The organism is Bacteroides sp. D2, from assembly GCF_025147085.1.
Classification (GTDB): domain Bacteria; phylum Bacteroidota; class Bacteroidia; order Bacteroidales; family Bacteroidaceae; genus Bacteroides.
In genome coordinates, this window is record NZ_CP102261.1 from 6,647,888 (window position 1) to 6,669,079 (window position 21,192).

Genomic DNA, 21,192 nt, shown 5'->3' on the forward strand with positions numbered 1-21,192 from the left:
GCAATCTGATTGCATCAAAGTGATGAACGATAGGCAGTCCGGATATATTCTCCTATTGCATTGTCATCATTGATTTCTATGTATTTTTTCAATAAATCCGCAAATCCGGATTTTATCTGTTCCGTTTGCTTGTTCTCGCAAGCTGTGGAATATTCATCAACAGCCATGAGAAAATCCTGCATCCGTTCATTCAGCATTGTTCCTCCCGTACAAACCACATCGGAAATATCGGCTTGGATACTACCATTCTCTATGACGACAGGGAGGCGGTATTCCAGTCCCGATTTGCTGGCACGAATAGAAAGCACTTTTACTACGGGCGACACACTAGTCACCGTATCGGCAAAAGCAAACTTTCCATGAATTATTTCTGCACTATCTATTGGCTGCCCGCTCGAAGCATCTTTCATATAAACCATTTTTCCTTCGAATTCGGGCAAAGGTGCACTGCCGTTAATCTCGTAACCTTTTATCTGATGCCCGGCGCAAGCCGCTATCAGGCATATTCCCGGAAGAAAAGATAAAAGTTTCACATATCTGTTCATTAAGCTCTTCATTCTTCTTTAAAAAAGAAAAGCCGTCCGCACTATCAGCTGAACGGCTTTCTCTTTTCATTCATACATTTGTATAATCATTCATCCTTAGAATCTGAATCCCAGTTTCACCACAGGCATTTCAAATATCTTGATGTTGTGGTGACTGGCGTTATATTTATCAAATCCTTTCGGGCAAATCTGTATCAGGTCATAACGGTAAGCCAGAGGGTGCATTTCGAAACCGAAAACAAAACCTTTGGCAATGCTATACTCGATACCTGCTACGGCAGCTACTTTGAAACCGTACATCTGACCGGCTTTACTTCCGGAAACATAGACCTGTGACGGAAGTTCTTCCGAGTCGTCACTATCCTTATAAGTGTCTCCGGTGTATGGTTCGGTCGTTTCAATGCGTGCCATCTGGAAGCCGAGTGCGCCTCCAAGATACGGATGAATACGTTCGTTGCGAGTCTTGAAATAGTAGTTGGAACCGACAGATACATACCAGTTGTTGGTCATCTGCGCATTGATATAACTTTGCGCAGGGATAATCATGTCGGGTACACTGTTGTCTCCTTCTACATAGTCTTTCTTAGGAGTGAGGCTGACATTCATGCTGAACTGGAAATTTACATCCCAGTTGTCAGACACGAAATACTTACCTTCAATTCCGGCTATATTGACCAGACTATTATTATTCAGACTCCCGATGTTCAGATAGCGGTTCAGATCGCCGGAGTTATCCGTCCCTCCATTTGGAAGTCCGACTACTCCTCCGTCATTGGAGAACTTGGGAAGCAGATAAGAAGTGTTTTCGTTAAAAAACTTTCCGCTACCAAGCAGGACTGAAACCTGCCACTGTCCTTTCTTCGGGGCAAACGACGCATCATCACTGCTGCTGTAACGCTGCGCCATTGAAGGCGCAGCTGTCATACAGGTCAGCAAAAGTAATGTGCATAGTTTTTTTATCATCTTGTTACTTTTACGTAGTTAGGGAATTATTTCAAGAAGATAGCAAGAAGTGCTTTCAACTGAGCGCTTGCAGTATCATAGTCTGCCTTGGCAGCATCATATTCAGCCTGTTTTACTTTGATCTTTTCCTGAATACTTACCAATGATTCAGTAATATAATCTGTATCAGTATAAGTACCTGCTGCTAATTTCTCTATATTTCTCTTAGCTTTAGCAACATCGGCCTTAGCGGCAGTGACATTTGCCAGAGCAATCATGTATTCTTCCTTAACCAAGTTTTTGATAGCTTCCAAGGAACCTAAATCACCATTAGTAAAGTTATTATTCAAATAAACAGTGATTTCCGTTTCAATCTTGCCTTTGATAATTTCGTTATTGCCGTATTCTTTTTGTACTGTTGCAATATTATCATTTACTTCTTTAAATACTTTATCATAAGCAGCCTGAGCTTCGTCGTTAGCTTTCTTAGCTTTATCTACAGCATCCGCCAAAGCAGCATTTGCTTTATCTTGAGTAGTCTGTTCTACAGCTTTTTGAGCAGTAAATGCTTCTTTCAAAGCTTTGTAAGTTTCTACCTGATCAATTATAGCCTGTAGACTAGCTGTTTCTGCTGTTGCCCAAATCATCTTACCAAGAGAACCATAATTACCATTCTTCAAAGCGTCTACATGGTTATCACCAGCCGCAGCTATTACTTCGTCCTTAGATACTGGCAATCTTCTTGGATTATTACCTGAATTGAAATTATCGCTAAATACAGCAGAAGAAGCAGATTTCCACTTTTCCAATGGAGTCTTTACACTGGAATCTTGCTCTACATCTATTAATTTTCCAATATTTTCTTTACTAATTTCATTTGCAGTAGCAATGTCACCAGCATCCCAAGTGATAAAGCCTAAATCTACTCCAACAACTTTTTTAAAGTTATCAGCGTCTGCTATCAACCAAGCAGAGATTTTTTTCGTATCACTTCCTTTTGTTGCAGTTGCCTTAGTAACTTGTGCTTCTTTAGCCAATGCATCCTTATAGTATGCAACTAAAGCCGTAGCTACAGCATCAATATTAGCTTCTTTTTTTCTATCTTCTGATTTAAGTCCATTATATTTCTTTATTGCAGCATTAGCGGCTGCCTCTGATTTCTCCAAATCTATTTTCAGACTTTCATCATAAGCTGCCATTGCATCTTCCCATGCTTTATAATCTTTAGCATAGTTCTCTTCTGCTTCTTTTTGTGCTGCAAGAGCTGTAGCCAATTGTGGTTTGGCCCATTCTATATTTTCCAAATCAACACCTTTAGTAGCCTTATCGATCAGCTTAATCCAACCATCAATCTGATTTTGTGCTTCAGTAATTAGTATATCTTTACCATAGGCAAAAGTACCAGTACTAGAATTATAACCAGCAACAGTTGTTCCACTAGGTATTACATCATTCAATCCTTTCTTTATTTCAGCCTCTACTTTCTTAGAATAAGCTGCAGCTGTTTTAGCTTTGTTCTTGTTAGAGTTCTGGTTATTTTTAGCAATCTCTAACTTATTGCTAGTAGCTTGCAAGTCAGATATAAGTTTAGGATTAGCAACTTCCAGCTTACCTTTTTCAATATTATATTGTTGTTCCTTGACTTTTGCAGCAGCAATCTCTTCTTCCAGCTTCTTGACTTCTGCTTCCCAATCTGCAACAGTAGTATACTCATTATCCAAGATAGCTTTCAAGTTATCAGCATACTTCTGCGTCATTTCTAAAGCAAATTCTGCATTTTTCAATGCATTATCCAAAACCGCTTCTAAATTATTATCAGCTACTATATCAGAATAGTTAGCTAATTGCTCCTGAAGTTTTTTTAAGCTACCGGCTTTATAGCCATCCGCAGACTGGGTAGGATCTTCAGTAATAAGATAAACATAATACTTAGTCGTAGAAGAATTAGTCTCCGTGCTTTCATCCGGATTTGTAGTAGTAGTGGAATTTGCAACTTCCGATGACAGAATTCTTTTGATAACAGTTGTTGAATATCCATACATTGCCTTGTCCATTGCTTGTTTTGCATAGGCAACTTGCGCTTGTACACCATTCAAACGAGCTTGTTCTTCATCTGTCAGCAATAACTTGGAAGCTTCAATCTGTTCCATAGCTTGTTTGTAAGCTTCCTGTGCTTTAGCAGTGGCAGTTTCGGCAAGAAGCATTTTTTCCTTATACTGCTCAACAATCAATGCCTTTTCATTTTCCCACTTAGTTTTGTCAGCTTCCGCTTTTGCAATGGCAGCTTCCGCTTCCGCTTTTGCTTGTGCAGTAGCAGCTTCTTCCTTTTCAATCAGGAGTTGCTTCAACTGAATATCCAGTTCATGCAACTGCAAATCAATTTCTGCAGACTTATTCTGAAGTGCCAAACCTGCATTAACTAACTCTTGCTCTGCAACCTGTGCTTTTCTCAATTCAGCCTCTACAAGCTCAACTGCAGCTTGAGCTTTGATAAATTCAGACTTTGCTCCCCTAAGTTCTGCAATGCCTTCCGGTTCATCGGTATCAATACATCCCGTGAATGTCGCCGTCGTACCTGCCATGAGCAAGGTTGCGACTAAATACGTCCATTTTCTCATAAAAGTAAATTAAATGTTATACAATTAATAAATAAAAAATTTGTTTGTACTAATTCATGATTTATTTCGCTTCACTCCCCCTCTTCCCGTTACTTTGTAGGTAACGGGAAAACCCTTGTGCCTGCTCTTTTGGAGTAGTCTATACTAGAAAATTATACGATATATGACGAATCTTCTTACCCCTGCTTATGAGAAAAAGTAGAGGGGCGGGAAATCTATTGCAAAATTTAGACGTTAACAAAGTTCTAAGACAAAGAATCCACGTGTTCTTCTGTGTTTATTCCTATTTTGAGTAGTTTATTAGAAAAAATGTACGATTTTGTTTGGATGTTTTAAGAAATATGCTCATATTTGCAGCGTCTTTTCTTCCCGTTACCTACAAAGTAACAGCACTAAAAATCAGTTACTTGCCACAAATATAGTTCCTTTTCAGCGAAGATAGAATCGTCACATTCGCTTCATCTATTTTCTTATTCTTAAAAGGTTTTAGATAAGTCTCTGTGACAATAATGGATGAATGCCCCATCGCCTCTGAAATGATGCCTGGATGTATCTCGCAATAATATGCCATTGTAGCCCAGGTATGCCGAGCCGTATACGAGCTTAAATCAGAAGTTAATGCAAGTACTTGTTTCAGCAACAGAAGCTGATAGTTAAAATTACGCAAAGCTATCTGATATTCCCTGTAGGTAGCTTCCGTATTCTCTCCGCCAGTCAGTATGGGAAAAAGATAAGGAGAAGCAGAATCGGTATTCATATACTTTTTCATCAGTTTCATAGTTTCCGGCAGAAGCGTCACGGTCAGAAGCCTTCCGGTTTTTCTACGACGATAAGTAAGTACATTCCCCACTATATCCTGCTTTTTAAGATACGCAAGATCTACGAACGGCATACCACGAAGCATGAACATTAAGAAAAAGTACGCGCGCGTACGTTGTAATTCTCCTCTTCCCTGATGAATTTGTTTGGGAAGCTCTTTCATCAACCGTTCCATGTCCTCCTTTTCCAGTGCACGCTTTCTGTCGGCACGCGTTCCAGTATAGACATACCGGAAATGATGCGGTATATAAGACGCCATCCGACGGTCAACCGCACGGTTGTATACCGCCCTCAACGTACGCATATAGGTTGAAACTGTGTTCCAGCTACAATCCTTTTCCCGCAAATACGTTTCAAAGCTTTTAAGAAACTCCTGATTCACTTTCTTGAATGGCAGATTCCTGCTCCCGTTAAATGCAATGATAGCATTCATGCTACTCCTGTAAACATGAGCAGTTCCATAGTTCCCACTTTTTCGAAGCCCTTCAGCTACTTCCTTCATAAATGAAATCAAATTCCCCATTTTTATTAATTTTAGTTATCACTCAAGCATGTCCCTGAAGAAAAGCGCCCTCACCGCAATTCCCCCCAATGCTCTTTATTCCAATTCTCAACGTATCATCATACAAATATAATGAATTATGTTTTCTTTATATATACCCGATGTGTTCCTCTGCCATCAATCCCGATACCGGAATCGGGCGTATACGCCCATTGGCGTAATTCATTAGTAGCCGCTGTGCGCAGCAGACCTGTCAGTTTCCGGTACTCGTAGACCGTCAGAAAAGGATGTTCCTCCAAATATCTAACAGCCAATGCTAGTCGTTGCTCCGGTGTATACTTCTGTGAAGAACGTTGCGACTTCCACGGAGCTCTTTCCAGTAGACATCTTCCATTAATACGCCTCATCATCTTCCTGTCTACACGAAAGTTCACGTTTCCCACCACAATGCTTCGCGCGTTACGATGGGTTTCACCCTCTCCGGCCTTTTCGCGTTCTTTATCTTTGCATAACGCCAACGAAGGAGAGAATGTTCCGATGCCATCCAGCTTCACAGACTTGCCTTCTGCCATCTGATGTGCCATCTCAATACCTATCTGTGTAATTACGCCTTCCACATCTCCGACGTTAAAACCACTACTGGATGCTATCTGACGTATCAAATCCTCGGTAGATACCTGTTCCATCATTGCAAACCGCGGATAAAGTACCTGTTCGCCCGTTCCATGAATATCGGGCATTTCTTCCATTATATACATTGCCATAATACAAAAGTTTATATGAAATATTGATTACTAATAGAAAACTTACTCGCTATAGGTAGAAAACTTGTTCTCCCCTAGAGGAAAAGTTGTTTTTCCCTTAGGGTAAACTAAAACCGCAAGTTCTGGTTTTATAACTGAAACTTCTGATTACATAATCAAAAGTTCCGGTTTTATAATCAGAACTTGCGGTTATAGTTTTCTTACCAACAAAGATACGTTTTCCTGCCGGGACAAGCAAGTTTAATCCCTATGAAAAGGAAGTTTGATACATTTGTTGCAGCATCTTGTTACATTTCTATTCCGCACATCACCTGTCACTCTCCTATCTTTGCCCATTATTAAACAAAGAATAGGAAATGATGAATAACTACTTCGAATCTTCTGTTAGACTACTCGCTCTTTTAGCGTTAATACCCTGTTTTATTGCTGAAAGTTCCGCATCGGAACGCAAAGTCAGTATGAATGAGAACTGGAAGTTTTACCGGGGTTGCATTGCCAATGCCGAACAAACATCTTTCAAAGACACTCAATGGAGAGTACTCGACTTGCCTCATGACTGGAGCATAGATCCTGTGCCCGTACAAAGAGAAGGTATAACAATCGGTCCTTTTTCGCGCATGAGTGTAGGCGGGGCAGATACCGGACAAACCGTAGGAGGTGAAGGATGGTATAGAAAAGAATTCACCATACAGCCGGAAGATGCCGATAAGATTATTTCCCTTTATTTTGAAGGAGCTTATAACCAGGCAGAAGTCTGGATAAACGGGCAGAAAGCCTGTTTTAATCCTTATGGATATATCCCTTTCAAAATCGACATCCAGCCATATTGCAACGCTCCCGGCATTCCGAATATAATAGCCGTCAAAGTGGTGAATGAAGGTCTGAACAGTCGGTGGTATGCCGGTTCCGGCATTTACCGACACGTATGGTTAATGAAAACAGACAAAGTACATTTAGACGAATGGGACACTTTTATAGATGCTTCCAAAGTAGAAGGTAAAAAAGCGACGGTTGATCTTCATTCTATTCTACATAACTCTGGCAAAGAAAAAGTGACCGCCCATTTGAAGATTCAGATATTTTCTCCACAAGGGGAAGAGGTTTATTCCACTACTCAACCAGTCAATATATCCGGTGAAATCAATATCCCCATTTCCCTCACTTTTGATATAAAAAAGCCGGAATTATGGTCGGTAGATACTCCTAGTTTATATACTGCACATCTATCCGTGAAATCTAAGAAGCTATCTGATGAAATAACCGTTCCTTTCGGAATACGAACCGTCGAATTCTCCGCAGAAAAAGGATTTCTATTAAATGGGAAACCGCTGAAATTAAAAGGTGGTTGTTTGCATCATGACAATGGTTTATTAGGTGCCGTAGCTATCAACAGGGCGGAAGAACGCAAAGTAGAGCTAATGAAAGCAAATGGTTTCAATGCAGTCAGATGTTCACACAACTTGCCATCGGAGCATTTTCTACAAGCATGTGACCGACTGGGATTGCTAGTGATTGATGAAGTATTCGATCAATGGCAACAAGCAAAACGCCCGCAAGATTATCACCAATTCTTCGATGAATGGAGCGAACACGATATAGCTACCATGGTGCGCAGAGACAGAAACCATCCTTCTATTATCATGTGGAGTATTGGCAATGAAATAGCTGAACGCGCCGACGAACCCACCGGAGAGATCATAGCCCGGAAACTGATTGCAACCATTCACAAATATGATACAAGCCGCGCCACTACTGCCGCTGTTAACTCATTTTGGGACAGAAGAGATTTCAGTTGGGAGAAGGATTCGGAAAGGGCTTTCCGGAACCTGGATATCTCCGGTTACAATTATCAATGGAAGGAATATGAAAAAGATCACGCACGATTCCCGCAACGGATTATGTACGGCAGTGAATCGGTGCCCAAAGAAGCAGCACAGAACTGGAACCTGATCGACAAGAATTCCTATCTGATTGGAGATTTTGTCTGGACTGCCCTCGACTATCTGGGTGAAGCCGGTCTGGCACATACTCTCGAACTTGCTCCGGGAGAACACAGTCCGCAGTTTATGGGATGGCCGTGGTATAATGCATGGTGTGGTGACATTGACTTCTGCGGAGACAAGAAACCGCAATCTTATTATCGCGACATTCTTTGGAAAAGACGTGATATTTCGTTAGCAGTACAACCTCCCGTAGCCAAAGGGAAAAGAGAAGATATCAACTACTGGGGATGGAAAAACGAATTCCTTAGTTGGAACTGGAAAGGATACGAAGGCGAAACGATGGCAGTACATGTGTATAGTCGTTCCCCTAAAGTAAGACTTTATTTGAATGACAGGTTATTGGGAGAAAAAGAAGTCAATCCCGATACCTATACGGCTTCTTTCGAGGTTCCCTATGAACCGGGACAACTGAAGGCCATCAACTTGAAGGGAAAGAAAGAAACGACATCGACTGAACTTTGCACAACCGGAATCCCGGCAATGATACATTTGACAGCCGATCGTATGAAAATAAAGGCAGATAAAAATGACCTTTCGTATATAAAGGTTGAAATATTGGATAAAGATGGAAAGTTAATACCTGACTGTTCCATTCCTTTGGAAATTAAATCTACCGGAAAAGGGTCCGTCATTGCCGCAGGTAATGGAAGTGCGGATGATATGAGAAGCTTTCGTTCCTTAAAGCCGAAAACGTTCCGGGGAAAAGCAATTGCTATCGTTCAGCCAAATACAGAAAAAGGGACGATCACTCTTACTGTTTCAGCAGAAGGATTGCCGGAAGCGGCTATTGTCATAGAGACTTATTAATAAATCAATCTTGATTAAGGATACACAGTTGAGTGTACTGCATGAGATTGTTTAAACAGTAATATAAAAAATATAAGAACAGGAAAAACATGATTAAGAAAACCACCTTATTAAGTAGTTTTGCCATTGTGCTGTCAATGGGGACTATGAGTGCGCAATCCTATGAATGGGTTAGCAGTACGGAAAATAACACATGGCAACAGTCTAAAGTCAAGTTGCAGACAAATACCGGGCGCACTCCCCTACTCAAGGTCAACGGTTCGGAGAATGGAACTGTCTTCAAGGCCTGGGGGACGTGCTTTAATGAACTTGGATGGGATGCACTCAACATGCTTCCACGGAAGCAACAGGAAATTGTTCTTCAACAGTTGTTTGCTCCCGGAGGAGATCTGAAGTTTACAATGGGACGCTTCTCCATGAATGCCAACGACTACGCCCGCGACTGGTACAGTTGCGATGAGGTATCCGGTGACTTCCAATTGAAACATTTCAATATCAATCGGGATAAAACAACGTTGATTCCTTTTATCAAAGCTGCACAACAGTATAATCCGGATATGACTTTCTGGATGTCGCCATGGTCGCCTCCTTCCTGGATGAAAATCAATCACTACTATTCAGTTCGCAGTGACCGTAATCAAAATCAGATGTCGCCTCTGTCTGATGTAGCACTGTATGAGGATAGTAAAGAAAAGAACACACAGGTATTTCCACAACAGTTGGCTGTAAATGATTACTTTATCCAGGACCCACGTTATCTGCAAACCTATGCTAATTACTTTTGTAAATTCATCGACGCTTACAAGGAACAAGGTATCCCCATCTCCATGATTATGTTCCAAAATGAGTCATGGAGTTACACCAACTATCCGGGTTGTGCCTGGACGGCAGAAGGTATTATCCGTTTCAATGCAGAGTACCTCGCTCCTACTCTGAAAAGACAGCATCCGGAAGTAAAATTATATTTAGGGACGATCAACACCAATCGCTATGAGGTGATCGATCAGATACTTTCCGACCCACGAATGCCGGAAACAATAGAAGGGGTTGGCTTCCAATGGGAAGGCGGACAGATTTTACCCAAACTCCGTGCCAAATATCCGCAATACAAGTACGTGCAAACGGAAAGTGAATGTGGTTGGGGCTCTTTCGACTGGAAAGCAGCCGAACACACTTTCGGACTAATGAATCATTATCTGGGTAATGGTTGTGAAGAATATACTTTCTGGAATGCTATTTTGTATGACGGAGGTTTCAGCGGATGGGGATGGAAACAGAATGCTTTGATTCATGTGGATTCAAAGACAGGGACTGCGACCTACACTCCCGAATATTATGCGGTAAAACATTACAGCCATTATGTAACACCCGGCTCGCAAGTGCTGGCATATAAAGATAGAGGAGATAAGATGCCGGTAATGATCGTCATGACTCCACAAAAGAAACAGGTGGTGATAGCCGGTAATTTCAACGAAGAAACCAAAGAGCTTACTGTGAAATTAGGCACTCGCTATTTGAATGTAACCTTGCAACCGCATTCTTTGAACACTTTCATAGAAAAGTAGAAAAAAAACAGAGCTGCCGCAAAGAGTCTAAATTCAATAATCGACGACTCTTTGCGACAGCATACAACTATGTTAATTCCTTATATATGCCGCTAAAATTGATTCTATTTTACGATTTGGTTACTGTTACCGCTTCTTTACTTTATATCCTTTCAGGGTAAAACCAACTTCAAACAGGTTCAAAAGGGCTATCCGGATGTTATCTTCTATATAGGTTTCCATATTATCATATTTTACAAAGTTGACGGGAAGGAGTCTGTTATTCCTCCTAAAGCTTTCATCCGGTATTTTACCCGTAAAACGTCCTTTCTTCTTCACTCCCCAACGAATGGTTTTACTACAAGGAAGAGGTATACCTATCGTCAGTACTTTTTCTTTAGTTACCGTATCGGTGATTCCATGTTTCCAGATACTGATATGGTTGGCTCCCAAATAAGTGCCGATATAAAGGACAACAGTCAGCGTCCAATCGTCCAAAGCCTCATCGGTTTGAATACCATTCACCAAATCAGAGAAATAGCCTTCAACCATTTCTCTGTCAAAACAGTTTAGTTCAGGCCATTCACATTTCTCAAACAGTTGATGCACATTGACAGGAACCAGTAAGGTGGTTATTTCTAACTGATATTTCATTCATTTCGTTTTTATATCATTGCATCTAAAATCGTCTCAAGTATCTTATCGACTATAAATATACAATTTTACCAGATCAAATGCTAAAGAGTAGAACTTTTTTTAAACCTATTTCTGAAAAAGAAAGGACTGTTTGATACACCCCTCCTATATAAACAGGGTTTATCAGACAGTCCTTTCCGTGCGGAGTATGATTCGTCCGTTATTCAGTAGACGATCCTTGCTTTTCGTCCTTACGGCATTTCAGTTTCTATCTGGAATTTACGGCTTACTTTCATCAAATTGATGGTATAAGTGACTACGTTCTGTGCTTCCTGAACCATCGTCAGATATACCATGCTTACCCGGATGCTTCCTGATTGGCTTTGGATACGTTGCAGTTCCTTACGTTTCAATAGTGAAAGCTGTCCGTTGAGGTCGTTGGCACGACGGATTTCTTCTTCGAGATCGTTGTACTCGTTGTTTTCCATTTTCTTACGACATTGCTGAATCAGATAGGTGATATCTTCGGCAATATCGCTGAATTCACCTTTCTGAATGGCATCCAATGGGTTGAAGTTGTTGTCGATATGTTCGAGGCAAGGTTCGCAGAGGCGGGAAATACTGTAGACCAATTCGCTGGCGAAGTCGTTGCCTTGATAGTAATAAAGTCCTTTTTCGAGTACGGTGTTATTGTCGAGACGACACATGGCAACGGTGCCCGAACGTTTCATTTGTTTGATAAGTTGTTTCTCAAATTTAGTGGACCCCATGGCACGACGCAATCCCCGCAGATTTTCATGAAGGAATGAAGTGACAGTCAGTTCGAAATTTGTTTCTGCATATTCCAATACTTTGGAAAGTTCTTCGCGAGTGTGCTTACGCATCAGTTGCAGGGCTTCTGTGCTGTCTGTGGTTTGCATCAGTTGCTTCAGCGTTTCGTTACCTTTTTCTTTCGCTTTGCGTTTCTTATACATCACTTGACTACGAATCAAGATGAATACAGCTATACCGATAAGTGCGATGATAGAGATATTTCCTCCATAATGAAGTACGAGAGCTACAAAGAAACAGATAGTGAAGGCAGCTCCGGCGGTGATGAACCAGCCTCCGATGACGCTTAATACACCGGTGATACGGTAAACGGCTGAATCACGCCCCCAGGCACGGTCAGCCAGAGAGGTACCCATAGCTACCATGAAGGTTACGTAGGTGGTGGAAAGGGGAAGTTTCAGGGAAGTTCCCAAGGCGATGAGCAGACCGGCCAATACCAGGTTGACAGAAGCGCGGACAAGGTCGAAAGCGGCTCCGTCGGCAATGATTGCTTCGTCTTTGCGGAAGCGGGAGTCAAGCCATTTTTTGCTGCCGTCCGGCATTATTCGGGAGATTCCGTTGGCAAGTGTCATGCTGATGCGGACTACTGTACGGGCGATCGGGGTGCTTCCGAATGCTTCTTCTCCTTCATCTTGGCGGGAAAGGTCGACAGATGTTTTAATTACGGCGTGTGCTTTTTTAGAGGTGCAAAGGGCGTAGACCATGACGGCTCCGGCTCCGATAAGAAAATACCACGGTGTTTTAGCAGGTCCCAGCAAGGAGGTCATCAGGAAGCCGTTCGGATTTCCTTCTCCGTTGGCGGTGTAATCTAAAAAAGAGGAGAAACCTGCGAGGGGAACGCCAATAAAGTTGACAAGGTCGTTACCGGCAAAAGCGAGAGCCAGAGCGAAGGTTCCCATCAGTACGACGACTTTGAAAACATTGATTTTCATCCAGTGAAGGATTTGCATCAGTACGGTGAAGAATACAAAGAAAACGGTGATTAGCATCAGTGTGTTGTCTTGTATCCAGTGTTTGTTTTCAGAGGTCATGAAGGAGCTGTCTTTCAGTCCTTTGATAAGCATGAAATAGATGATAGCGGTAGCGGCTACACCTCCGAAGAGGGCAATGCTGTATTTCATCTTTTTCGTATAGTTGAAAGTGAATATCACACGGGCAAGCCATTGTACAAGCATTCCGAAGAAGAAGGCGATAGCGACGGAGACGAAGATCGCCATGATGACGGAGAGGGCTTTGTCGGTGTTTATGAGGTCGCCCAGACCGAGGGTATCGCTATTATGTACTTTGATAAGTGAGAGGGCAAAGGTACCTCCGAGTAGTTCAAAGACTAGTGAAACGGTGGTAGAGGTAGGCATCCCCATGGAGTTGAATACGTCCAGCAGTACTACGTCGGTCAACATGACGGCCAGCAGAATGCACATGATTTCGGCAAAGTAGAAGTGCTCGGGCTGGTAGATGCCGTGCCGGGCAATGTCCATCATACCGTTGGACAGGGAAGCGCCAATGAATATACCAATACCGGCTATGAAAAGAATGGTTTTAAACGAAGCGGCCTTGGCGCCTACCGCAGAGTTCAAAAAGTTAACTGCATCATTACTGACTCCGACTATCAGATCGAAAACAGCTAGTACAAAGAGGAAGATGATAATGCATAAATAAATAGTCTCCATAATAAATATATGTGTATGTTGTTTCCGGCTGCAAAGGACGGGATTTGACGTTGCAGGGAGGTGTCATACATGTTACATTTATGTTACAATCATCTTTCTTTTGTCTCGTAATCGTCTTTCTTTTGTCTTGAAACAAAAGAAAGAAGCAAAGAAAAATTCAAGGCTGACTTTTTTCTCCTACTCGCTCCCTGCACTGCGCTAAAGGGCAGAAACTCGCTACGCTCAAACAGTCTGCCCTTTTTGACGCTCCGTTACGGGGGCTCGCTTGACGGAGAAAAAAGTAGGCCGGAGGGGCGTGCGGGGTGGGCGTTGTGGGGGAGGTTGCATGAGATGTCGGTGTGGTTGTTGCGAGGGAAGCCATGTAGTAAGGGCGTATAACGGGGATGTGCAGCGGGAACGTTGCGGGAAGGCCGTGTGGGGTGTTGTAAGTTGCAGGACACGGGTATGGGATTCTTATGTTAGTTAATTAGTTGGTTGTTTTTTAGTTATTTGTTTTGTTTAACCAGTCATAGAAGGTGTATTGGGCTCGTACAGCGGGGGTGCCGGGCGCTCTTTTTTTGAATATATTTCGCAGGTTGTCGTCTACCCAGCAGGCTTTTTGGTTGTCGGCGAGCTGGATATTAAGCATTTCGATGAGGCTGTCACGCAGGTCGGGGGCGAGAATGGGGGTGATGGCTTCGATGCGGCGGTAGAGGTTACGACGCATCCAGTCGGGGGAGCCCATGAAGACTTTGGGTTTGCCGTCGTTGCCGAAGTACCAGATGCGGGCGTGTTCGAGGAAACTGTCTACAATACGGGTGACACGGATGTTACGACTGTATGACTGTCCGGGGATAAGACAACAGATTCCACGGACGATGAGGTCTATTTGTACGCCGTGTTCGGAGGCTTCGTAGAGACGGTCAATCATGGCGGGGTCTTGAAGGGCGTTCATTTTTAAGATGATACGGCCTTGTTTGCCTTCGTCGGCGAGGGCGATTTCCCGATCAATCAGGCGGTTCAATTCGGGGATGAGGTTGAAACGGGCGACAAGAAGGGTGGTGAACTTCGGGTCTTCTTTGCCTTGCAGGGTGCGGAAGAGGTTATAGAGGTCGGCCACTATCTTCGGACGGCAGGTGAAAAGGCCACAGTCGGCGTAGAGGGTGGCGGTCTTTTCATTAAAGTTACCGGTGCTGATATAGGCGTAGCTGGGTATTTTTTCACCGTTCAGTCCGCGGCGGCGGATAAGGGCTACTTTGGCGTGTACTTTCAGACCGGGTATGCTGTATATTATTTTAATGCCGGCGGCTTGCATCATTTCGGCCGTGGCAAGGTTGTTTTCTTCGTCGAAACGGGCTTTCAGTTCCACGAATACGGTGACTTTCTTGCCGTTTTGGGCGGCGGCTATCAGGGTGTTGATGACGGCGGAGTTTTCAGCTACGCGGTATTGGGTTACCATGATTTCACGGGTTTCCGGGTTGTGCACGGCTTCATACAGGAAGTGGATGAAGTGCTCGAAAGAGTGATAAGGGTAATATAATAACAGGTCCTTCTTGGCAACGTAGTTGAAGATAGATTCTTTTTCGTCAAGAATGGTCAGCTTCATTGGCTTCGGCTTTTCGAGGCTGTGAAGAGATTTGTTCGGGTTGGGAAGATGACGCAGGTCTTCAAGATTCAGGTGCTTGTCGCCGGGGACAAGTTCATCGCGCTGAATATGGAAGGCGTCTACCAGAAAGTCCAGAAAGTCATGAGGCATACCACGGTCGTAGACGAAACGGCAGACGTCACCGATCTTACGTTTCTTCACTTTCTTCTTGAGTTGAGCGACAAGGTCGGCACTGCTGGCGGTGTCGTCAATTAATATGTCAGCGTCACGGGAGATTTTGATGCAGTAGCTGGAATCAACATCGTAGCCGGGGAAAATAAGGTTGAGGTTTGCCTTGATTATATCTTCGGTAAACATCAGGTAATGGTTTTTCTCGCGGGATGGAAGTTCGATGAAGCGGGGCACTTTGGCGTAGGGTTGCTTCATCACGAAGTAAAGAGGTTGCCGGGATTCTGTTAGACTGGTAGTTCCTTCATTTCCTTCTTTCTTCGGATAAACTCGTATGGCCAGGTAAAGGCGGTTATCCCGCAGGAAGGAGACTATTTTATCTTTGGATACAGGCACAGGCTGCAGGTAGGGAAAAATTTCTTCCCGGAAAAAGTCTTTAATAAACTGCTGGTGGAACGGTTCTACATGTCTGTCCTGATAAAAGATGATGTGATTCTTGCGCAGGGCAGGTAGTAGTTTCTCTTCATAAATGCGTACACGGTCATCCAGCTGGCGGGTGACTTCTTTATTTATTTCTTCTACCAGTTCGCGGGCGGATTGTACGGTTTCTTCATCACTTTCCGTAGCGCCGGAGGCAACAGCTTTATGGTCGGCTACACGGATTTTGTAAAACTCTTCGAGGTTGGAAGAGTAGATAGAGATGAAGTTGATACGTTCGTAGAGCGGTAGACGCTCGTCCAGAGCCTCCAACAATACGCGATAATTAAATGAGAGCCAACTAATATCTCGCTTGAAATAATTATATTTGCTTTCCATGTGCTTTAAGATTTTTCCAAATATAGTATCTTTGTGGGATTAAACAAAGAAATTTATGACAAGAATTGGATTATTATCTGATACTCACGCTTACTGGGACGAGAAATATCTGGAATATTTTGAACCATGTGACGAAATCTGGCATGCCGGAGACATCGGTTCGCTGGAAGTAGCGGAAAGGTTAGCCGCCTTCCGTCCATTCCGGGCGGTATATGGAAATATTGACGGACAGGAAATCAGAAAGCTGTATCCGCAAATAAACCGTTTCACGGTGGATGGTGCAGAAGTGCTGATTAAACATATCGGTGGTTATCCGGGGAAATACGATCCTTCCATCATCGGCAGTCTGATGACACGTCCGCCCAAACTTTTTATCAGCGGACATTCTCATATATTAAAGGTGAAATATGATAAAACGCTGGATATGTTGCATATTAATCCGGGAGCTGCCGGCATGTCCGGTTTCCACAAGGTACGGACTTTGGTACGTTTTGTTATCAACCAGGGGGCCTTTCAGGACTTGGAAGTCATCGAATTGGCGGACAAATAAAATAAATGTTCCTGCCAGATTGAAAAATTATTTTAAAATTTTGCCACGTCGGAATTCTTTCCGACCTTTGCACGCAGTTAATGAATAACTCAGACGAACATGAAAGGAATTATTCTAGCCGGTGGTAGTGCCACCCGACTTTATCCGCTCTCTAAAGCGATTTCCAAACAAATCATGCCTGTGTATGACAAGCCGATGATTTATTATCCGTTGTCAACACTTATGTTGGCAGGAATACGCGAAGTGTTGATTATTTCGACTCCACGCGACTTGCCGATGTTCCGCGACTTGTTGGGAACGGGTGAGGAACTGGGTATGTCTTTCTCCTATAAAATTCAGGAACAACCTAACGGACTGGCACAAGCTTTCGTATTGGGAGCCGATTTCCTGAACGGCGAACCGGGCTGTCTGATTCTTGGGGATAATATGTTTTACGGACAGGGCTTTTCCGCCATGCTCCGCCGGGCTGCCAATATAGAAAAGGGCGCCTGCATCTTCGGTTACTACGTGAAAGACCCGCGCGCTTATGGTGTAGTGGAATTTGACGAACAGGGAAAAGTGATTTCACTGGAAGAAAAGCCGGAAGTGCCAAAAAGTAATTATGCCGTTCCGGGACTTTATTTCTACGATGCCAGTGTGACGGAAAAAGCAGCGGCTCTTCGTCCTTCAGCACGTGGAGAGTATGAGATAACAGACTTGAACCGTCTGTATCTGGAAGAAGGTACATTGAAAGTGGAACTCTTCGGACGCGGATTTGCATGGCTCGATACGGGTAACTGCGACAGTCTGCTGGAAGCTTCCAACTTCGTGGCCACTATTCAGAACCGCCAAGGTTTTTACGTCAGCTGTATTGAAGAAATTGCCTGGCGTCAGGGATGGATTCCGACGGAGCAGTTGCTTCTACTGGGTCAACAGCTCGAAAAAACCGAGTATGGTAAGTACCTTATCGAATTGGCTAAACAATCCTAAAATCAACATAAAGAATAAAATATGAAAACTTATCTAGTGACCGGTGCCGCAGGATTTATCGGGGCAAATTACATCAAGTACATCTTAGCCAAACATAACGACATCAAAGTCGTGATATTGGACGCTTTGACGTATGCAGGTAACTTAGGAACGATTGCCAAAGACATCGACAACGAACGCTGTGTCTTTATCAAAGGAGACATTTGTAGCCGCGATGTGGTAGACGGTCTTTTTGCTGAGTATCGTTTTGACTATGTGGTGAATTTCGCTGCCGAGAGCCATGTGGACCGCAGCATTGAAAATCCGCAGCTGTTTCTGATTACCAACATTCTCGGAACACAGAACTTACTGGATTGCGCACGCCGTGCATGGGTGATGGGGAAAGACGAACAAGGATATCCGACCTGGAGAAAAGGTGTACGCTATCATCAGGTATCTACCGATGAGGTGTATGGTTCATTGGGAGCCGAAGGGTATTTCACTGAAGCAACTCCGCTTTGTCCTCACAGCCCGTACAGTGCTTCTAAGACAAGTGCAGACATGGTGGTAATGGCTTACCACGACACTTATAAAATGCCAGTAACGATTACCCGTTGCTCCAACAACTACGGTCCGTACCACTTCCCGGAAAAATTGATTCCGTTGATTATCAAGAATATCCTCGAAGGAAAGCATCTCCCCGTCTACGGTGACGGTAGCAATGTGCGCGACTGGCTTTATGTGGAAGACCACTGCAAAGCAATCGACCTCGTTGTGCGTGAAGGTCAAGACGGAGAAGTGTACAACGTTGGTGGACACAACGAGAAAACAAACCTCGAAATCGTGAAACTGACAATTTCGACTATCCACCGTCTGATGGCAGAAAATCCCGAATATCGTCAGGTTCTCAAAAAGAAAGTGAAAGACGAAAACGGAGATATTTCAATCGACTGGATCAACGAAGATCTGATTACTTTCGTTAAAGACCGTCTGGGACACGACCAACGTTATGCTATCGACCCCACCAAGATAACAAATGCCTTAGGATGGTATCCCGAAACTAAATTCGAGGTCGGTATCGTAAAGACAATCGAATGGTATTTAGCCAACCAAGCTTGGGTGGAAGAAGTTACCAGCGGAGATTATCAGGGTTACTACGAAAAGATGTACGGGAAAAATTAAGAATTAAAAATTGAGAATTGAAAAATAAGACTATTGCACAGCATTATAAGCGCAGCCATTTCTCAATTTTTAATTCTCAATTCTCAATTTATCAACATTCCTATTGCAATAAGAATACCCATAAGCAGCATATTACGCGAAGTCTCGCCTAATATGCTGTTTAATTTTTTACCGCTGTATATTTTCACCATCCGTTTCCAGGTAAGGAAATGAGGGATTAGATAAAGTTGCGGAAGAAAAGCGGCGTAGAAATGACCTTCACGAAGGAAACACAAGCAGAGAAGAGAAGCGGTAATCCCCAGCATCAAATAGAAATAGCGACCGAATTTCTCGCCAAAACGAACGATCACTGTCCTTTTTCCACTGCGTGCATCCGCTTCGCGGTCACGATAATTATTGACGACCAACAATGTATCGATAAGCAGTCCGCAGATTAAAGAGGCGATAGTGACATCCGGTGTCCAAGTTAGCGCCTGTACGTAATATGTTCCGCCTACGGGTACAAAGCCGAAAAAGACAATCACCAATACATCGCCCCAACCGTTGTAAGAAAGAGGATAAGGACCGGTGGTATAAAGAAAGGCAAATAACACACAAAACACTCCTACGATAATCAATTCCCACCCGGCAAAGAAGAGTAACGTACAGCCGATAAGGCAGGCAAGAGCAACTGTAATAACAATCCCGGTTTTCATCGCTTGCGGAGAAATCCATCCTTGCGCACAAGCACGTTCGGGGCCTAACCGGTCTTCCCGGTCTGTTCCTTTGAGGAAGTCGAAAAGATCATTGATGAAATTAGCGGCAATTTGCATCAGACTTGCAAACAGACAGCAGATCAGTGCAGGCAACCAGTGAAAACGTCCGTCCATTGCAGCAAGAGCAGTACCTATCATAACCGGAGTTATGGCCCCTGTCAGCGTTTTGGGACGTGCAGCTAATATCCATGCTTGTAGCGAGTTACGCTTTACTTCTTCCATACTTTAATATATTATAAATAGTTTTGACGGACAAAGATACATGATTTTTCGTATCTTTGCACCCCGAAAAACTTCAAACTAAGAGAAGATGAAGAAAATAAAAACAATCTACCCTGTTATCCTGTTGACATTGCTTTTGCTGGTTTCCTGTAAGTCGAAAAAGAATATGGTGGCTACCTTGCCACGCCCTGTTTTAAATTCAGATTCTATTTATCCGGATACGGCTAATGCCATAGCCGGGATATTCTCCCCCGACCACTCGCAACTCAAAGAGCTGAATGTTTCCAAAAACAAAAAGCAGAATACAAAGAAAAAGACTTCTACCGATACACACGAATCGTCGGATCTGGTACTGCGGAGAACAAAAATCACTTCTTCCAGCGTAGATGTATCTTCTGTCTATACCGGAGTGGACCGTGTAGTAAAATATGACTTTACACACCGCGATGTTCCCGAAGCCTTTGAAGGTTTCCGTATCGCTTTCATTTCCGACTTACACTACAAAAGTCTGCTGAAAGAAAAAGGTCTGAACGACCTTGTCCGCCTACTGATTGCTCAAAAGGCTGATGTGCTTCTAATGGGTGGTGACTATCAGGAAGGTTGTGAATATGTGGAACCTTTGTTTTCCGCACTGGCACGCGTAAAAACGCCGATGGGCACTTATGGGGTAATGGGCAATAACGACTACGAACGTTGCCACGACGATATTGTGAATACAATGAAACATTACGGCATGCGCCCGTTAGAACATGAAGTAGATACGCTTCGTAAAGACGGGCAGCAGATCATTATCGCCGGAGTGCGCAATCCTTTTGATCTGGGGCGCAACGGAGTATCGCCTACTCTGGCACTCTCTCCCAAAGATTTTGTCATCTTACTGGTTCATACTCCGGATTACATAGAAGATGTTTCAGTAGCTAACACCGACCTTGCCCTGGCAGGACACACCCACGGCGGACAAGTCCGTGTATTCGGAGTTGCCCCGGCACTTAACTCACACTATGGCAATCGTTTCATCACCGGACTGGCATATAATTCTGCAAAAATACCTTTGATTATAACAAACGGAATAGGAACCTCCAAATTACCAATCCGTGTCGGTGCTCCGGCGGAAATCATCGTTATTACTCTTCATCGATTGACGGAGTAAAGTATCGTAGCTTGGTATGAAAAAACAACCCGAATAGTAGCATTCTACATTTTTAAGGTACGACTTTCTGTGATATACCACACTTTTAGGATACGACTTTTTGTTAAAGATCACATTTTTAATGTACTACTTTTT

General features: G+C 43.3%; 15 protein-coding genes. 6 read left to right on the plus strand and 9 right to left on the minus strand.

From position 1 onward, the window contains the following. Positions 1–14: 14 nt before the first annotated feature. The 5 genes from NQ505_RS25110 to NQ505_RS25130 all read right to left on the minus strand — a co-directional run bounded on the left by NQ505_RS25110 (position 15) and on the right by NQ505_RS25130 (position 6,190). Entirely contained in the window at positions 15–557 is a 543-nt protein-coding gene (locus NQ505_RS25110; RefSeq protein ID WP_008998729.1) for a DUF4369 domain-containing protein, read from the minus strand. Positions 558–641: 84 nt separating this feature from the next. Beyond that, the gene (locus NQ505_RS25115; protein ID WP_008998730.1) at positions 642–1,508 is read right to left on the minus strand and encodes a BT1926 family outer membrane beta-barrel protein; all 867 of its coding nucleotides are present in this window, start codon (positions 1,506–1,508) and stop codon (positions 642–644) included. 26 nt (positions 1,509–1,534) lie between these two features. Then, complete coding sequence (locus NQ505_RS25120; RefSeq protein WP_008998731.1) at positions 1,535–4,105, minus strand: hypothetical protein; 2,571 nt, start codon at positions 4,103–4,105, stop codon at positions 1,535–1,537. A gap of 403 nt (positions 4,106–4,508) precedes the next feature. Then, entirely contained in the window at positions 4,509–5,447 is a 939-nt protein-coding gene (locus tag NQ505_RS25125) for a tyrosine-type recombinase/integrase (RefSeq protein WP_008998732.1), read from the minus strand. A 116-nt stretch (positions 5,448–5,563) separates the two neighbouring features. After that, positions 5,564–6,190, minus strand: coding sequence for an HU family DNA-binding protein (locus tag NQ505_RS25130; RefSeq protein WP_008998733.1), 627 nt, complete (start codon positions 6,188–6,190; stop codon positions 5,564–5,566). Between the two features lie 356 nt (positions 6,191–6,546). Between NQ505_RS25130 and NQ505_RS25135 the strand changes: the two genes are divergently transcribed. Both NQ505_RS25135 and NQ505_RS25140 read left to right on the plus strand, forming a co-directional pair. Beyond that, positions 6,547–9,000: a glycoside hydrolase family 2 TIM barrel-domain containing protein gene (locus NQ505_RS25135; RefSeq protein ID WP_008998734.1), complete on the plus strand. Its 2,454-nt coding sequence runs from the start codon at positions 6,547–6,549 to the stop codon at positions 8,998–9,000. Between the two features lie 89 nt (positions 9,001–9,089). Then, positions 9,090–10,565: a glycoside hydrolase family 30 protein gene (locus tag NQ505_RS25140; protein WP_008998735.1), complete on the plus strand. Its 1,476-nt coding sequence runs from the start codon at positions 9,090–9,092 to the stop codon at positions 10,563–10,565. A gap of 126 nt (positions 10,566–10,691) precedes the next feature. Here the strand turns inward: NQ505_RS25140 and imm9 are convergent, their stop codons facing one another. The 3 genes from imm9 to NQ505_RS25155 all read right to left on the minus strand — a co-directional run bounded on the left by imm9 (position 10,692) and on the right by NQ505_RS25155 (position 16,250). Next, positions 10,692–11,198, minus strand: a complete 507-nt coding sequence (imm9, locus tag NQ505_RS25145) for an Imm9 family immunity protein (RefSeq protein WP_008998736.1) — start codon at positions 11,196–11,198, stop codon at positions 10,692–10,694. Between the two features lie 233 nt (positions 11,199–11,431). After that, on the minus strand, positions 11,432–13,681 hold the full coding sequence (locus tag NQ505_RS25150; protein ID WP_008998737.1) for an inorganic phosphate transporter: 2,250 nt from the start codon (positions 13,679–13,681) through the stop codon (positions 11,432–11,434). Between the two features lie 481 nt (positions 13,682–14,162). Further along, positions 14,163–16,250 carry an RNA degradosome polyphosphate kinase gene (locus tag NQ505_RS25155; RefSeq protein ID WP_004296808.1) on the minus strand — a complete coding sequence of 696 codons (2,088 nt, stop codon included), beginning with the start codon at positions 16,248–16,250 and terminating at the stop codon, positions 14,163–14,165. A gap of 55 nt (positions 16,251–16,305) precedes the next feature. Here NQ505_RS25155 and NQ505_RS25160 point away from each other — a divergent pair, with 55 nt between their 5' ends. From NQ505_RS25160 to rfbB, 3 genes are all read left to right on the plus strand, one after another. Continuing rightward, positions 16,306–16,800 carry a metallophosphoesterase family protein gene (locus NQ505_RS25160; RefSeq protein ID WP_008650393.1) on the plus strand — a complete coding sequence of 165 codons (495 nt, stop codon included), beginning with the start codon at positions 16,306–16,308 and terminating at the stop codon, positions 16,798–16,800. A 99-nt stretch (positions 16,801–16,899) separates the two neighbouring features. Continuing rightward, complete coding sequence (rfbA, locus tag NQ505_RS25165; protein ID WP_004296806.1) at positions 16,900–17,769, plus strand: glucose-1-phosphate thymidylyltransferase RfbA; 870 nt, start codon at positions 16,900–16,902, stop codon at positions 17,767–17,769. Between the two features lie 21 nt (positions 17,770–17,790). Beyond that, a complete protein-coding gene (gene rfbB / locus NQ505_RS25170; protein WP_008998738.1) occupies positions 17,791–18,930 on the plus strand; it encodes a dTDP-glucose 4,6-dehydratase in 1,140 nt (379 codons plus the stop codon). Positions 18,931–19,013: 83 nt separating this feature from the next. Here rfbB and NQ505_RS25175 read toward each other — a convergent pair whose 3' ends face one another. Further along, positions 19,014–19,907, minus strand: coding sequence for a 1,4-dihydroxy-2-naphthoate polyprenyltransferase (locus NQ505_RS25175; RefSeq protein ID WP_008998739.1), 894 nt, complete (start codon positions 19,905–19,907; stop codon positions 19,014–19,016). A gap of 88 nt (positions 19,908–19,995) precedes the next feature. Between NQ505_RS25175 and NQ505_RS25180 the strand changes: the two genes are divergently transcribed. After that, positions 19,996–21,057 (plus strand): metallophosphoesterase, encoded by a 1,062-nt coding sequence (locus NQ505_RS25180; protein ID WP_008998740.1) that lies wholly within the window; start codon positions 19,996–19,998, stop codon positions 21,055–21,057. The last annotated feature ends 135 nt before the right edge of the window (positions 21,058–21,192 follow it).